The sequence below is a fragment of the Rhodopseudomonas sp. genome, assembly GCF_048594845.1.
Classification (GTDB): Bacteria; Pseudomonadota; Alphaproteobacteria; order Rhizobiales; family Xanthobacteraceae; genus Rhodopseudomonas.
Genome location: NZ_JBMDXE010000017.1, coordinates 1 through 14,016, shown reverse-complemented (window position 1 = coordinate 14,016; position 14,016 = coordinate 1). Strand labels below are relative to the sequence as shown.

The 14,016-nt window shown below is 67.5% G+C and carries 14 protein-coding genes and 2 pseudogenes; 8 read left to right on the top strand and 8 right to left on the bottom strand.

Annotated features, from left to right (window positions below; genetic code table 11):
* Positions 1-113 precede the first annotated feature (113 nt).
* From hisB to coaA, 7 genes are all read left to right on the top strand, one after another.
* Entirely contained in the window at positions 114-707 is a 594-nt protein-coding gene (gene hisB / locus ACOJTD_RS00830) for an imidazoleglycerol-phosphate dehydratase HisB (RefSeq protein WP_420131051.1), read from the top strand.
* A 27-nt stretch (positions 708-734) separates the two neighbouring features.
* Entirely contained in the window at positions 735-1,253 is a 519-nt protein-coding gene (locus ACOJTD_RS00825; protein ID WP_420131050.1) for a DUF2628 domain-containing protein, read from the top strand.
* Positions 1,250-1,900 (top strand): imidazole glycerol phosphate synthase subunit HisH, encoded by a 651-nt coding sequence (gene hisH, locus ACOJTD_RS00820; protein ID WP_420131049.1) that lies wholly within the window; start codon positions 1,250-1,252, stop codon positions 1,898-1,900. The genes ACOJTD_RS00825 and hisH overlap by 4 nt, the downstream gene beginning before the upstream one ends.
* Complete coding sequence (gene hisA, locus ACOJTD_RS00815; RefSeq protein ID WP_420131048.1) at positions 1,897-2,634, top strand: 1-(5-phosphoribosyl)-5-[(5-phosphoribosylamino)methylideneamino]imidazole-4-carboxamide isomerase; 738 nt, start codon at positions 1,897-1,899, stop codon at positions 2,632-2,634. Before hisH ends, hisA begins: the two co-directional genes overlap by 4 nt.
* Positions 2,635-2,644: 10 nt before the next feature.
* On the top strand, positions 2,645-3,412 hold the full coding sequence (gene hisF, locus ACOJTD_RS00810; RefSeq protein ID WP_420131047.1) for an imidazole glycerol phosphate synthase subunit HisF: 768 nt from the start codon (positions 2,645-2,647) through the stop codon (positions 3,410-3,412).
* Between the two features lie 54 nt (positions 3,413-3,466).
* A complete protein-coding gene (locus ACOJTD_RS00805; protein ID WP_420131046.1) occupies positions 3,467-3,790 on the top strand; it encodes a phosphoribosyl-ATP diphosphatase in 324 nt (107 codons plus the stop codon).
* Positions 3,791-3,903: 113 nt separating this feature from the next.
* A complete protein-coding gene (gene coaA / locus ACOJTD_RS00800) occupies positions 3,904-4,860 on the top strand; it encodes a type I pantothenate kinase (RefSeq protein WP_420131045.1) in 957 nt (318 codons plus the stop codon).
* A 281-nt stretch (positions 4,861-5,141) separates the two neighbouring features.
* On the opposite strand, the gene ACOJTD_RS00795 is transcribed toward coaA, so the two are convergent.
* The 8 genes and pseudogenes from ACOJTD_RS00795 to rsmI all read right to left on the bottom strand — a co-directional run bounded on the left by ACOJTD_RS00795 (position 5,142) and on the right by rsmI (position 13,409).
* Positions 5,142-6,101, bottom strand: a complete 960-nt coding sequence (locus ACOJTD_RS00795; protein WP_420131044.1) for a GNAT family N-acetyltransferase — start codon at positions 6,099-6,101, stop codon at positions 5,142-5,144.
* Positions 6,102-6,261: 160 nt separating this feature from the next.
* Positions 6,262-8,184 (bottom strand): ATP-binding protein, encoded by a 1,923-nt coding sequence (locus ACOJTD_RS00790; protein ID WP_420131043.1) that lies wholly within the window; start codon positions 8,182-8,184, stop codon positions 6,262-6,264.
* Positions 8,185-8,299: 115 nt separating this feature from the next.
* The gene (locus tag ACOJTD_RS00785) at positions 8,300-8,785 is read right to left on the bottom strand and encodes a hypothetical protein (RefSeq protein ID WP_420131042.1); all 486 of its coding nucleotides are present in this window, start codon (positions 8,783-8,785) and stop codon (positions 8,300-8,302) included.
* 105 nt (positions 8,786-8,890) lie between these two features.
* Positions 8,891-10,429, bottom strand: a complete 1,539-nt coding sequence (locus ACOJTD_RS00780) for a YifB family Mg chelatase-like AAA ATPase (protein WP_420131041.1) — start codon at positions 10,427-10,429, stop codon at positions 8,891-8,893.
* A gap of 98 nt (positions 10,430-10,527) precedes the next feature.
* Complete coding sequence (locus ACOJTD_RS00775) at positions 10,528-10,752, bottom strand: hypothetical protein (RefSeq protein ID WP_420131040.1); 225 nt, start codon at positions 10,750-10,752, stop codon at positions 10,528-10,530.
* A 289-nt stretch (positions 10,753-11,041) separates the two neighbouring features.
* Positions 11,042-11,983: a glutathione synthase gene (gene gshB, locus ACOJTD_RS00770; protein ID WP_420131066.1), complete on the bottom strand. Its 942-nt coding sequence runs from the start codon at positions 11,981-11,983 to the stop codon at positions 11,042-11,044.
* 117 nt (positions 11,984-12,100) lie between these two features.
* Positions 12,101-12,454 (bottom strand): annotated as a pseudogene (locus ACOJTD_RS00765) (YraN family protein); the annotation flags it as partial.
* Positions 12,441-13,409: a 16S rRNA (cytidine(1402)-2'-O)-methyltransferase gene (gene rsmI / locus ACOJTD_RS00760; protein WP_420131039.1), complete on the bottom strand. Its 969-nt coding sequence runs from the start codon at positions 13,407-13,409 to the stop codon at positions 12,441-12,443. The pseudogene ACOJTD_RS00765 and the gene rsmI, both read right to left, overlap by 14 nt.
* 232 nt (positions 13,410-13,641) lie before the next feature.
* Between rsmI and ACOJTD_RS00755 the strand changes: the two are divergent.
* A pseudogene (locus ACOJTD_RS00755) lies at positions 13,642-14,016 on the top strand (penicillin-binding protein activator); the annotation flags it as partial.

The window sequence follows — 14,016 nt, the reverse complement described above, 5'->3', positions numbered from 1 at the left end:
TGCAAACCGGTCACCATAGGACGAAGATCGGGACGCCGTTGCGCCCCGTGCAGTAGCGAAGGCGTGATCCGCCTGTTAAAAGGACGCCGTTTTCGCAAGGAGAGGCCGATTTCATGCGCACGGCGACGATCAAGCGCAAGACCCGCGAGACCGACATCGAGGTGACCGTCAACCTCGACGGCACCGGCGTGTCCAATTCGGCGACCGGGATCGGCTTCTTCGACCATATGCTGGAGCTGCTGGCCAAGCACTCCCGGATCGACATCACCGTCAAGGCGGTGGGCGATCTGCATGTCGACTTCCACCACACCACCGAGGACGTCGGCATCGCGCTCGGCCAGGCGGTCAAGCAGGCGCTCGGCAACATGGCGGGCATCACCCGCTATGCCAGCATGCTGATGCCGATGGACGAAACGCTCACCCGGGTGGTGATCGACGTCTCCGGCCGGCCGTTCCTGGTGTTCAAGGCCGAGTTTCCGCGCGACAAGATCGGCGAATTCGACACCGAGCTGGTGCGCGAATGGTTCCAGGCCTTCGCCATCAATGCGGGCGTGACTCTGCACGTCGAGACCCTATATGGGCTGAACAGCCACCATATTGCCGAATCCTGCTTCAAGGGTCTGGCCCGGGCGCTCCGCGCGGCCGTGGCGATCGATCCGCAGACGGCGGGCGAAGTGCCTTCGACCAAGGGTCAGCTCGGCGGCTAGGCGCCGTCCAGCGGCGGAGAAGTCTTGATGCCGGTCTATACAGTTCACGCGCCCCCGGCGGATGCCGACGAGCGGAGCGCCGCGCCGGACCGTTTTGTGTTCGTGCGCGACGGCTTCTATTTCTGGGCGTTCGTGTTCGGGCCGTTCTGGCTGCTGACTCGCCGGCTGTGGCTGGCGCTGCTGGCCTATGTGGTGGTGACGGTGGCGGCCACGGTCGCGCTGAACGCGCTCGGCGTCGCCAGCGGGCCGCGCCTGCTGGTGTTGCTGCTGATCGCCGCTCTGCTCGGCCTCGAAGCCGGCAGCCTGTGGCGCTGGACGTTGGCCCGCCGCGGCTGGCGCCAGCTCGACGTCGTGGTCGGCGACGACCTGCCCTCTGCCGAGCGCCGGTTCTTCGACCGCTGGTCTGGCCGACAGCCGGCTCCGGTCAGCTTCTCGCTGCCGATCGACCGCGGTGCGCCGCCCCCAACCCGCGGCATGCCGTTGCCGGCATCGTCGATCCACGGCGATATCGTCGGCTCGTTCCCGCGTCCGGGAGGCCTGCGATGAGCGTCGCGATCGTCGATTACGGCTCCGGCAATCTGCACTCGGCTGCCAAGGCGTTCGAGCGCGCGGCGCGGAGCATGGAGAACCCCGAAAAGATCATCGTCACCCGCGATCCCGAGCAGGTGTTTCGCTCCGACCGCGTGGTGCTGCCGGGCGTCGGCGCCTTTGCGGACTGCCGCAAGGGGCTCGATGCGATCGACGGCATGGTCGAGGCGCTCAACGAGACGGTGCGGGTCAAGGCGCGGCCGTTCTTCGGCATCTGCGTCGGCATGCAGCTGATGGCGACCCGCGGCAAGGAGCACGTCACCACCGAGGGCCTCGGCTGGATTCCCGGCGACGTCGTCAAGATCGCGCCCAAGCAGGAAGATCTGAAGATCCCGCATATGGGCTGGAATACGCTCGACATGCTGCGCGAACATCCGGTGCTGGAGAAGCTGCCGCTCGGGCCGAAAGGCCTGCATGCGTACTTCGTGCATTCCTTCCACCTCGCCGCCGAGAACGAGACCGACATCCTGGCCCGCGCCGAGTATGGCGGCCCGCTCACCGCGGTGGTCGGCCGCGACACCATGCTGGGCACCCAGTTTCACCCCGAAAAGAGCCAGCGCTTCGGCCTGGCGCTGATCTCGAACTTTTTGAAGTGGAAGCCGTGATTCTCTTCCCCGCGATCGATCTCAAGAACGGCCAGTGCGTGCGGCTCGAACAGGGCGACATGGCGCGCGCCACCGTGTTCAATCTCGATCCGGCCGCGCAGGCGCAAAGCTTTGCGGCGCAGGGCTTTCAGTATCTGCACGTCGTCGATCTCGACGGCGCCTTCGCCGGCAAGCCGATGAACGCGCAGGCGGTCGAGGCGATGCTCAAGGTGGTGTCGATGCCGGTGCAGCTCGGCGGCGGCATCCGCGATCTGAAGACCATCGAAGCCTGGCTGAGCAAGGGCATCAGCCGCGTGATCATCGGCACCGCCGCGGTCCGCGATCCGGCGCTGGTGAAGGAAGCAGCCAAGCAATTTCCCGGCCGCGTCGCCGTCGGGCTCGATGCCCGCGACGGCAACGTCGCGGTCGAGGGCTGGGCGGAAAGCTCGCAAGTCACCGCGTTGGAAATCGCGCAGCGCTTCGAGGACGCCGGCGTCGCCGCGATCATCTTCACCGACATCGCCCGCGACGGCCTGCTGAAGGGCATCAACTGGGACGCCACCATCGCGCTGGCTGAGGCGATCAGCATCCCGGTGATCGCCTCGGGCGGGCTCGCTTCGATCGCCGACGTCGAGACGCTGCTATCCCCGCGCGCCAAGAAGCTCGAAGGCGCGATCGCCGGGCGCGCGCTGTATGACGGCCGGCTCGATCCGGCACAGGCGCTGGCGCTGATCGGCGCCGCCAAGGCCGCGTAAGGACGCCGCGATGTTCAAGGTCCGCGTCATCCCCTGCCTCGACGTCAAGGACGGCCGCGTCGTCAAGGGCGTCAACTTCGTCGATCTGCGCGACGCTGGCGATCCGGTCGAAGCCGCGATCGCCTATGACGCCGCCGGCGCCGACGAGCTGTGCTTCCTCGATATCACCGCCACGCATGAGAACCGCGGCATCATGCTGGACGTGGTGCGGCGCACCGCCGAGGCCTGCTTCATGCCGGTGACAGTCGGCGGCGGCGTGCGCACCGTCGACGATATCAAGACGCTGCTGCGCAGTGGCGCCGACAAGGTCTCGATCAATTCGGCCGCGGTGGCGCGGCGCGAATTCGTCAAGGAAGCGGCCGAGAAGTTCGGCGACCAGTGCATCGTGGTGGCGATCGACGCCAAGCGGGTGCCGGGCAAGGACCGCTGGGAGATTTTCACCCATGGCGGCCGCAAGGGCACCGGGATCGACGCCATCGAATTCGCGCAGGAAGTCGTCTCGCTCGGCGCCGGCGAAATCCTGCTGACCTCGATGGACCGCGACGGCACCAAATCCGGCTTCGACCTGCCGCTGACCCGCGCCATTGCCGACAGCGTCGGCGTGCCGGTGATCGCCTCGGGTGGCGTCGGCAATCTCGACCATCTGGTCGACGGCATCCGCGAGGGCCACGCCACCGCGGTGCTGGCGGCCTCGATCTTCCATTTCGGCGAATACACCATTCGTCAGGCCAAGGATCATATGCTGCAGGCCGGTTTGCCGATGCGGCTCGATCCCTAGCATCCCGTCGACCGGCGCGGTAATCTCGCACCGGCAGAATTGTAGAGTACGCGTATGGCCCGCTTCACCCTTCAAGACCTCGCTGGCGTCATCGACGCCCGGGCTGCCTCGAGCGGCGACGTCTCCTACACCAAGAAGCTGCTCGACAAAGGCGCCGAGCACTGCGCCAAGAAATTCGGCGAGGAAGCGGTCGAGCTGGTGATCGCCACGGTCGAAAACGACCGCAGCCACCTGATCGCCGAGGCCGCCGACGTGCTGTTCCACATGCTGGTGCTGCTGAAGGCGCGCGGCGTGACGCTCGAAGAAGTCGAGGCTGCGCTCGGCCAGCGCACCTCGATGTCGGGCCTGGAAGAGAAAGCCTCGCGCAAACGCGATTAGCAGATCCGCGCAGCCGGGCGGCTGCGCGCAAGAACGAAGTCACAATTCCCATCGGCCCAGAGCCGCAACAACAACAAAAGCCGGTCACGGACAAACAAGGCGAGGACCCCGCGATGGATGCCAGGTCGGAACTGCACCACTACAACCCCTACCGCATCTTCTCGCGGTCGGAGTGGGCCAATCTGCGCCAGGATACGCCGATGACGCTCGACGCCGCCGAGATCGCGGCGCTGAAGTCGATGCACGACCGGCTCGATCTCACCGAGGTCGAAGAGATCTATCTGCCGATGTCGCGGCTGCTGTCGATCCACGTCGCGTCGATGCAGCAGCTTTACTACGCGCAACGCCGCTTCCTTGGCGTGGTCGAACGCAAGATGCCGTATATCATCGGGGTCGCCGGCTCGGTTGCGGTCGGAAAATCGACCACCGCCCGCGTGCTGCAGGCGCTGCTGGCGCGCTGGTCGCCGCGCCCGAAGGTCGATCTCGTCACCACCGACGGCTTCCTGTATCCGAACGCGATTCTGGAGCGCGCCGGCATCCTGCAGAAGAAGGGCTTTCCGGAGAGCTACGATCTGCCGGCGCTGCTCGGCTTCCTCAGCGACATCAAGTCCGGACGCCGCAAGGTCAAGGCGCCGATCTATTCGCATCTCACCTACGACATCGTGCCCAACAAGTTCACCGTGGTGGATCGCCCCGACATCCTGATCGTCGAGGGCGTCAACGTGCTGCAGACCGGCCGGCTGCCGCGCGACGGCCAGGCGGTCCCGGTGGTGTCGGACTTCTTCGATTTCTCGGTCTATATCGATGCCGAAGAGCCGGTGCTGCGCGACTGGTACATCCGGCGCTTCCTGGCACTGCGCGACACCGCGTTCCACGACCCGCGCTCCTACTTCCACCGCTACGCGCCGCTGTCGGACGAAGAAGCCACCGCCACCGCGATCGCGATCTGGGAACGCACCAACCTGGCCAATCTCGAAGACAACATCCTCCCGACCAGGCCGCGCGCGACGCTGATCCTGAAGAAGGGCGCCGACCACGTGGTCGATTCGGTGGCGCTGCGGCGGTTGTAATTTCCACCGCCCGTCATGCGCGGGCTTGACCCGCGCATCCATCGCGCGCGATGGCGCGCATGAAGATGTGTTTTCTCGAAGAAGATGGATTGCCGGGTCAAGCCCGGCAATGACAGGTGTGTAGACGCCGCCCCACCCGCCACCGTCATCGCCCGGCTCGACCGGGCGACCCAGTATTCCAGAGCGCTTATTGTCAGCTAAGTGCTGAACGCGAACGCTCTAGGATACTGGATCCCCCGCATTCGCGGGGGATGACGACTGTCAGTGCGGAGAGGTCGCGATTACGCCGCGTGCCGGGTCGCGTCCGCGCCGAAGTGCTCGATGTAGCGGCTGCTGATCGCCGAGACCGGCATGATGATCAGCACGTCGGTGGTGCCGAACTGATGGTCGATCACGGCGCCCTCGCCGATCGTGGCGCCGAGCCGCAGATAGCCTTTGATCAGCGGCGGCAGTTCGCGCAGCGCGGCTTTCTGGTTGACCGCGTCTTTCGGCATCCGGTTCATCTCGACATAGCGCGACGGATGCGCCTTGGCGCGCCAGGCTTCGGGCGCGGCGGCGTAGTGATGCAGGAACGACAGCGGCAGCGCGAGGCGCTCAGGATCGGTGCCGTCGAAGCTGGCGCAGCCGATCATCACGTCGACGCCGTGCTGACGCACATAGCTCCAGATGCCGTGCCACAACAGCTCGACGGTGCGCTTGTTGCGATACGGCGGCAGTACGCAGGAGCGGCCGAGCTCGAGGAAACGCAGCTGCGGATGTTGCGCGATCATGCCGGCGATGTCGAATTCGTTCTCGGTGTAGAACCCGCCGTGGCGATCGGCGACCTCCTGACGAAGTAAGCGATAAGTGCCGACGACCGGCTGCTTCCCGCTCAGCGACGGCTTGGCGGCGTGATCGATCACCAGCAGATGATCGCAGATCTTGTCGAACGCGTCCTTGTCGCGCCGCGCCAGCAGCGTTGCGGCATCGGCGATCGCGGTGCCGTCCTTGTAGAACACCCGGTAGCGCAGCTTCTGGGCGCGCTTGATGTCCTGCTTCTTCTGCGCCAGCCGCACCTCCAGCGCGCCGAGCCGGCCGAGCGTCGCGGGCGTTTGCGCCGGCTGTGCGATCGGCTTGCCGTGGTCGCCGATTTTCAGCGCCGGCTTGAACCAGGTGATCGCGGTCTGCGCCGCGGCGCCGGCCATCTCGGGGCGCAGCAATTTGATGAATTTCTTCGAGCGGGCGAACTGATCGGTCTGCATGGCATCCTCGTGGCCGCCTGCAACCGAATCGAATGGTGCGCGGCCTGCGCGCATCAAAGATCACGGGGTTCCGACAGCGTTGTGACACATCGATTGCCGCCGCATGACACGTGGCTGAACTTCGACGCCCGGATGTCGGTTTGGTAACAGGTTGCCGCGACTACACAGTCATCGGACGTGCGGCGGTGAGTTCGGCCAGGACGTCAGCGAGCTTGTCGCGGTCGAGCGGCTTGATCAGCACGCCGTCCATGCCGGCGTCGAGGCAGGCGGCGCGATCCTCTGCCAGCGTATTGGCGGTCAGCGCCACGATCGGCGTAGGTCCCGCTCCGGCGGCAACTTCATGCGCGCGGATCTGCCGGGTCGCGGCGAGGCCGTCGAGCAACGGCATCTGCAGATCCATCAGCACCAGGTCGAACGGCGTGCCGTCGCTGCGTGCCGCCAGCCAATGCTGCACGGCCTGCCGGCCGTCGGTAGCGATCACCGCGCGATGGCCGAGCTTGTCGAGCAGCGCGCGGATCAGCAGCGCATTGATGTCGTTGTCTTCGGCGACCAGCACGGAGAGCCGATGCGATGGCGGCGGAAGCGCGAAGCCGGGCGGTTCGCCATCGGCAATCCCGGGCGCTGCGACATCGATCAGCGCGCCGCCGAGCCGCGCCGCCAGCGAGGCCCGACGCAGCGGCTTGACCAGATAGCCTGTGAAGGCGGCCGGCAGCTCCGGCAGCAATTCCGATCGCAACGAGGGCGTCAGCAGCACGATGCGTTGCGCCGCATGCGGTTCGGCGCTCTGCGCCAGCGCCTCGGCGACCTCGCGGCCGAAGCCGATATCGATCAGGATCGCGGCCCAGGATTGCGACCGTAATGCCGCACGAACTTGCTCCGGGTCCGTCAGCACGCGGACCTGCGCGCCCCAACGTTGCAGCCGCCGCGCGACCAGCTCCGCCTCGATGCTCTGCGGCGCGGCGATCAGCACCGCCTCGCCGGTGAGATCGGGCGCGGCGGAGCGGCCTGTGTCCCGGTCCTCGGCCGTAGTGAGCGGCAACGTCACGGTGAAAAGACTGCCGACGCCCGGCTCGCTGCGCAGCGTGATGCGTCCGCCCATGCGGCGGACGATGCGCTCGCTGATACTCAGGCCTAGCCCGGTGCCCCCATAGGTGCGGGCGATCGCCTCGTCGGCCTGTTCGAACTCGCCGAAGATGAGCTGCTGCGCTTCCGGCGCGATGCCGATGCCGGTGTCGCGGACCACGATATCGATCTCGCCGTCTCGCCCGCCGGGCTGGACGACCAGCGCAACGCCGCCCTCGGTGGTGAACTTGATGGCGTTGCCGGCGAGATTGAGCAGCACCTGACGCAGCCGCGCGGCATCGCCGATCACATGCGCGGGCAACCGCTCGTCGACGTCGGCGGCGATCTCGAGACCGCGCGCCTGCGCTCGCGGCGCCAGCAGTTCGGTGATCTCCTCGATCAGCGCCGTGAGTGCGAAGGGGGCATGGTCCAGCTCGATCCGGTTGGCGTCGATCCGCGCGTCGTCGAGGAATTGATCGATCAGCGACAGCAGCGCCTCGCCCGACGTCTTCACCGCGCGCGCGTAGGTCGCCTGTTCGGGCGATAGCGGCGTATCGAGTAGCAGCCGGCTCATCCCGATGATGCCGCCCAGCGGCGTGCGCATCTCGTGAGATGCCATCGCCAGCAGCCGCGACCTGGCGCCGGCCGGCGTTTCGCTTCGTCGCGGCGATGGGATCGCAGAGTCCTCGCGTAGGGCGCGGGCGTGTTCCTGCGCGGCCTCCAGCTCCCAGTTCCGATCGGCAAGCGATTCATTGTGCAGGGCCACGGAGTGATAGGCGCCGCGCATCCGCCGCAGCCGCAGGCTCTGCACCGCCAGCGCGACGCACAGACAGGCCAGCAGCACACTCACGCCGAGGGTGGCGAGCAGCGGCGTGGTGGCCGGCCGAGCGATGCCGATCACCGCCAGCACCGCAGCGAGCACGGCCGCGATCATCAGGCCGCCGCGAAGCGCGAACGCCAGCCGGGGAAACCGGCGCGCGAACGCCCGGCGTTCCGATCCGCTTCGCAGCCATTCCGTCATACGTCCACCCGATCCTCCGGCACTCAGCGTGCGGCAGTATCAAAGGCTGACGTTGCAAAGAGTTTGAAGCGCACGCACTGATCGGCGGTGCGATGCCGACAGGGTTGACCGAAGCTTAAGAGTCGCCAGCGAGGGAGGCGGTACTGATCGGCCGATGGCGCGCCGAGGCGCCGATCAGCAGCGCCGCGGCTTCGCGCTCGCTGAACCTGGTCGACCGCACAAAGATCCGGTAGTCGGCCGCGGTGCCGGCCTCGTGGGTCAGATAGATCACCGGCTCACCCGCCGAGGGATGCGCCGCGATGGCGACCAGGCGATGATCGGGAGCCGACCCACACGCGCTCTGCTCGTCATTGACGGCGTCGTCCGAAACCGCGAAGTCGGCGGCATCCGGATCGTCCACGATCTGCACCCGCACGGTAGCGCGCGACGGATCGTCGGTGAAGCCGACCCGGAACTGAGCCATCCAGGAGGCCGGCGCGATCTGCACCACGCGGTCGCCGGCGGCGATGCAGGGCTGCGGCCCGGCGATCAGTTCGCTATGGGCGAACAGGCCCAGCAGCATCAGCGGAACGGTCGAGGCCAGCACTCGAAAACGCAACATCACAACGCCTTGCCAACACCAGCCCCGAGACGAGGGGCTATGGTCAGCGAAGCGTAAACAAAGGTCGTTACCAGCAGGTTGATACGCGGGCGCGCCGATTCACCATCACGCCGCGTTGCGGACGTCTTCGCCCAGAGCCCGGTAGGACAGCGCTTCGGCGAGGTGCAGCCGGCCGATCGTGTCGCTGCCGTCGAGGTCGGCCAGCGTACGGGCGACGCGCAGCACGCGGTGATAACCGCGCGCCGAGAGCCGCATGGTTTCGGCGGCATCGCGCAGCAGCTTGAGCCCGGCCGCATCGGGCTGCGCCACGGTCTCGAGCGCCGCGGCCGGGGCTTCGGCATTGGTGCGGATCTGCGGCAGGCCGAGCGCCGCATAGCGCCGGCGCTGCAACTCGCGCGCCGCCGCCACCCGGGCCGCCACCTCGGCCGAGCCTTCTGCGGCCGGCGGCAGGATCAGGTCGGCGGCCGTCACCGCCGGGACTTCGATCCTCAGGTCGATGCGGTCCATCAGCGGACCGGAAATGCGCGACTGATAGTCCGCGCTGCAGCGATCGACGCGGCCGCGCTTGCAGGCATAGCCGGGCTCGTAAGCACGGCCGCAGCGGCACGGGTTCATCGCCGCCACCAGCATCACTCGCGCCGGATAGGTGACGCGATGATTGGCGCGCGACACCGCGACCTCGCCGGTTTCCAGCGGCGCCCGTAGTGAATCCAGCACGCGCGGATCGAATTCGGGGAGTTCGTCGAGAAACAGCACGCCCTGATGCGCCAGCGAGATTTCGCCGGGGCGCGCCTTGATGCCGCCGCCGGTCAGCGCCGCCATGCTGGCGGAGTGATGCGGCGCGCGGAACGGCCGCCGCGCCGTCAGTGCGCCGTCGCGAATCTCGCCCGCCACCGAGGCGATCATCGAGACCTCCAGCAGTTCGGCCGGCGACAGCGGCGGCAGAATCGAGGGCAGCCGCGCCGCCAGCATCGACTTGCCGGAGCCGGGCGAGCCGACCATCAGGAGGTGGTGCCCGCCCGCGGCAGCAATCTCCAGCGCTCGCTTGGCGCTTTCCTGGCCCTTGATGTCCCGCAGATCGAGCGTCGAGGTCTCCGCCTCGTGTACCCGCGGCTGCGGCCGGCCGAGCAGCTGCGTGCCCTTGAAATGATTGGCGAGCTGGATCAGCGAGCTGGCGGCGATGATCTGCAGGTCCGGGCTGGCCCAGGCGGCTTCGGAGCCGCAGGCGGCGGGGCAGATCAGGCCTTCGTCGCGGGCGTTGGCGGCGATCGCGGCCGGCAGCACGCCGGCCACCGCGGCGATCGAGCCATCGAGGCCGAGTTCGCCCAGCACGGTGAAGCCCGCCAGCACATCGGACGGGATGGCGCCGATCGCCGCCATCAGGCCCAGCGCGATCGGCAGGTCGTAATGGCTGCCTTCCTTGGGCAGATCGGCGGGAGCGAGATTGACGGTGATGCGCCGTGCCGGCAGGGCGAGGCCCGAGGCGATCAGCGCCGAGCGAACCCGCTCGCGCGCTTCCGACACGGCCTTGTCGGCCAATCCGACCACCGCAAAGGCCGGGAGGCCGGGCGAGACCTGGACCTGGACATCGACCGCGCGGGCCTCGATGCCTTCGAAAGCCACCGTGGATACGTGCTGGACCATGACGCCCCCTGCAGACGCCAAACGCTAGCGCGGCCGATGGAACCGCGCAAGAACATTAAGTGAACATCGTTCTCAGGACGGCGGGCGGCGAGCCCGCGTCAGGCCGTCTTCTTGAGCTTGGTCTCGAGCGCGATCTCGGTGAGATCGACTTCGAGCCGCGCCATCATCAACAGCTGCACCGCGGAGCCGATGCCGAGATCTTCGGCCTGCTCGATGGCGCGGTTGATGGTCGAGGCCAGCGCGTCGACCGACGCAGCCTTGTCGCTGCCGCCATGGTCGGCCGTGACGCCGCGAGCGGAGCGGGACTTCTGTGTCGCGGTCATGTCATCACCTGTTGACGCGCGAGGACATGATGGCTGGCCCGGCCGGAGACGATCGGACGGTCTGAGAGTACCAGGCTTCGGTGAGGAGCAATGAGAATCTGCAATGCGATCTCCCGAGACAATAAGGGGCGGGCGGAGAGCGCCGCGACCGGGTCGGCAACCAATACCTGAAAACCAAAGGTTAGAGATGGAAACGGCAGAGCGCCAGTGGCAAGACGCCGCTGACGCTCATCTACTACTTTTTACTTAGATACCGGCAATCAGTTCGCCGTCGCGAGTGTGCGCGACCTCACGCCCGCTTGGCTTCGATCACATCCCAGACCCGCGCCGCGATGTCCGGCCCGCCGAGTCGCGCCACGGCGCGGATGCCGGTCGGCGAGGTGACGTTGATCTCGGTGAGGTAACCGTCGATCACGTCGATGCCGACGAACAACAAACCGCGCTCGCGTAGTTTGGGGCCGAGCGTGGCGCAGATGGTCCGCTCCTTCTCGGACAGATCGGTCGCTGCTGCCGCACCGCCGCGGACCATGTTGGAGCGCAGATCGTCGGCGGCCGGCACGCGGTTGACCGCGCCGGCGAATTCGCCGTCGACCAGGATGATGCGCTTGTCGCCGTGCTTCACTTCCGGAAGGAAGCGCTGGATCACCCATGGCTCGCGGAACGTCACCGCGAACATGTCGTAGAGCGAGCCGAAATTGATGTCCTGCGGCAGCACGCGAAACACCGCGGCGCCGCCATGGCCGTGCAGCGGCTTCATCACCACGGCGCCATGCTCGGCGCGGAACGCGTTGATCTCGTCGAGGTTGCGGCTGATCAGCGTCGGCGGCATCAGCTCGGCGAAATCCATCACGAACAGTTTCTCGGGCGCGTTGCGCACGCTGGCCGGATCGTTGACCACCAGCGTGTGCGGATGGATGCGCTCGAGCAGATGCGTCGAGGTGATGTAAGCGAGATCGAACGGCGGATCCTGGCGCAGCAGCACGACGTCGAAGCCGCGCATGTCGACGCGCGTCGGCTCGCCGAGCGTGAAGTGATCACCTTCCTGGTCGCGCACCTGCAGCGACTGCACCGAGGCGACGACGTCGTTGCCGCGCAGCGACAGTTTGTCGGGCGTGAAGTACGAGATCGCATGGCCGCGCTTCTGCGCTTCGAGCAGCAGCGCGAAGGTGGAATCGCCGCGGATGTTGATCCGCGCGATGGGGTCCATCTGGACGGCGACCTTCAATGTCATGCACAGTTTCCGGGATTGCGAGCCGAACGACGATCGGCTCAAGGACTGTCGGCCCGAACGGCTATCGGCCGATCGGCCATTGCGGTCAAGCGCTGGCGTCGAACGCCGCGGCAGATGTTGCGGCAGCCGCTTCGGCGCCACCAGCACCGCGTCGAACCGCAGCTCGAACGCGGCGTGGTCGGGATGCTGCATCAGCCAGGCTTCGGCCGCCGCGATGATGCGCTGCTGCTGCCGCGGCGTCACCGCATAGGCGGCATCGTCGAGCCGCGCCCGCGCCTTGACCTCGACGAAGGCGATCAGCTTGCGTCGCTGCGCCACGATGTCGATCTCGCCGTACGGGGTTTTGAAGCGGCGCGCCAGAATGCGGTAGCCCTTCGCCATCAGCAGCGCGGCGGCGCGCGTTTCGGCCGAGAGGCCGGTCTGAAATGCGGCGACGCGTTCGGGCGCGGGGGTGCCGTCAGTCTTCGCCATCCGGAGCTTCGCCATCTTCGGCCTTGCGTTCCCGCACCAGTTCGAGCGCGCGGGCATAGATCTCGCGGCGCGGCCTGCCCGAAATCTCGACCGCCCGCGCCACCGCATCCTTGACGCTGGCGCCCTGCAGCGCATCGCGCAGCCAGGCGTCGAGCGCATCCCGCGTCATCGCCTGCGCGGCCGTATCGGGCGGGCCGATCACCACGACGAATTCGCCGCGGGTGTCGAGCGTTTCCGCCGTGTCGGCCAGTTGCTGCAGCGGCGCGCGGCGGACTTCCTGATGCAGCTTTGTGAGTTCGCGGCACACCGCGGCGTCGCGATCGCCCAGCACGTCGGCAAGGTCGCGCAGGCTGTGGTGGATCCGGCTGCCGGCCTCGAACAGCACCAGCGTGGCGTCGATCCCGGCGAGTTCGCCGAGCCGGTTGCGCCGCGCGCCCTGCTTGGCGGGCAGGAAGCCGTCGAAGAAGAACCGGTCGGTCGGCAGCGCCGCCAGCGTCAGCGCCGCCAGCACCGCGGAGGCGCCGGGCAGCGCGATCACTTCGTGGCCGGCCGCGGTCGCTTCGCGCACCAGCTTGAAGCCTGGGTCGGAAATCAGCGGCGTGCCGGCGTCCGATACCAGCGCCACCGAACCGCCGCGCGCCAGCCGGTCGAGAATCTTCGGCCGCGCCTGTGCGGCATTGTGCTCGTGATAGGCGGTCAGCGGCGCGGAGATGCCGTAGCGTTCGGTCAGCCGGTGGCTGATTCGGGTATCCTCGCAGGCAATCAGGTCGACGCCGGCCAGCGTCTCCAATGCCCGCAGGGTGATGTCGCCGAGATTGCCGATGGGGGTTGCGACCAGATAGAGGCCGGGCGCGGCGCGCGGTGCCGTCAGCTTCTGGCCCGCCACCAGAAAGCTTCGCGCCTCGGCGTCGGCGGGCGAATCGGGCGAAGCGGAGGGCATGGGTCGGGCGCGCATGGCTGCAGTCTAGGGGAAAGGCGCGATACCGGACATCACATTCGTTCGGTCACGGTGGGCAGCGTAAACCTTTTGTTTTGGTTAATCATTCGCCGAGATTATGATGAGGTGTCCGGCCTCGGGGGAGGACCGGACCCGGCCGCGGCCTCGGCCGGGCGAAACAGCAAGACTTCAATCAGTGCGACATCGGCAATCGGCGCCCCGCCGGCCCTACGTCGTTCGAAGAGGCGATATGGCAGACCTGCGCGACCCCAGTTTCAAGCCGCTGCGCACGACACGCCGGACGGCCGTCGGCCTGATCCTCGGCGCACCGATGCTCGCGGCGTGTTCGGGCGTGCAGCAGACCATGACCAGCCAGTTCGGCCAGCAGTCGCCGGACGCGGCGCAGCCGCAACAGCAGGGCCAGGCGGTCGGCAACGGCCGGGTCAAGGTCGGGCTGGTGCTGCCGCTGTCGGCCCCCGGCAATGCCGGCGTCGGCAAACGCTCCTACGCAGCGCTTTTGCCCGACAATGCCTATGGGGGCGTGGTCGAGGCGGCGTTCAAGCAGGTGGTCAGCAGCAAGGGCGGCCGCATCGCGGCCTTCGAGAAATACGGCGCCGATCGCGCC

What these genes read in the sequence shown, in the direction of transcription:
- rsmI (WP_420131039.1), bottom strand. Translation starts at nt 13,409, where the DNA reads ATGCGCGCCCGACCCATGCCCTCCGCTTCGCCCGATTCGCCCGCCGAC.
- hisB (WP_420131051.1), top strand. Translation starts at nt 114, where the DNA reads ATGCGCACGGCGACGATCAAGCGCAAGACCCGCGAGACCGACATCGAG.
- ACOJTD_RS00780 (WP_420131041.1), bottom strand. Translation starts at nt 10,429, where the DNA reads ATGGTCCAGCACGTATCCACGGTGGCTTTCGAAGGCATCGAGGCCCGC.
- coaA (WP_420131045.1), top strand. Translation starts at nt 3,904, where the DNA reads ATGGATGCCAGGTCGGAACTGCACCACTACAACCCCTACCGCATCTTC.
- ACOJTD_RS00805 (WP_420131046.1), top strand. Translation starts at nt 3,467, where the DNA reads ATGGCCCGCTTCACCCTTCAAGACCTCGCTGGCGTCATCGACGCCCGG.
- hisF (WP_420131047.1), top strand. Translation starts at nt 2,645, where the DNA reads ATGTTCAAGGTCCGCGTCATCCCCTGCCTCGACGTCAAGGACGGCCGC.
- gshB (WP_420131066.1), bottom strand. Translation starts at nt 11,983, where the DNA reads ATGACATTGAAGGTCGCCGTCCAGATGGACCCCATCGCGCGGATCAAC.
- ACOJTD_RS00790 (WP_420131043.1), bottom strand. Translation starts at nt 8,184, where the DNA reads ATGACGGAATGGCTGCGAAGCGGATCGGAACGCCGGGCGTTCGCGCGC.
- ACOJTD_RS00795 (WP_420131044.1), bottom strand. Translation starts at nt 6,101, where the DNA reads ATGCAGACCGATCAGTTCGCCCGCTCGAAGAAATTCATCAAATTGCTG.
- ACOJTD_RS00785 (WP_420131042.1), bottom strand. Translation starts at nt 8,785, where the DNA reads ATGTTGCGTTTTCGAGTGCTGGCCTCGACCGTTCCGCTGATGCTGCTG.
- hisH (WP_420131049.1), top strand. Translation starts at nt 1,250, where the DNA reads ATGAGCGTCGCGATCGTCGATTACGGCTCCGGCAATCTGCACTCGGCT.
- ACOJTD_RS00825 (WP_420131050.1), top strand. Translation starts at nt 735, where the DNA reads ATGCCGGTCTATACAGTTCACGCGCCCCCGGCGGATGCCGACGAGCGG.
- ACOJTD_RS00775 (WP_420131040.1), bottom strand. Translation starts at nt 10,752, where the DNA reads ATGACCGCGACACAGAAGTCCCGCTCCGCTCGCGGCGTCACGGCCGAC.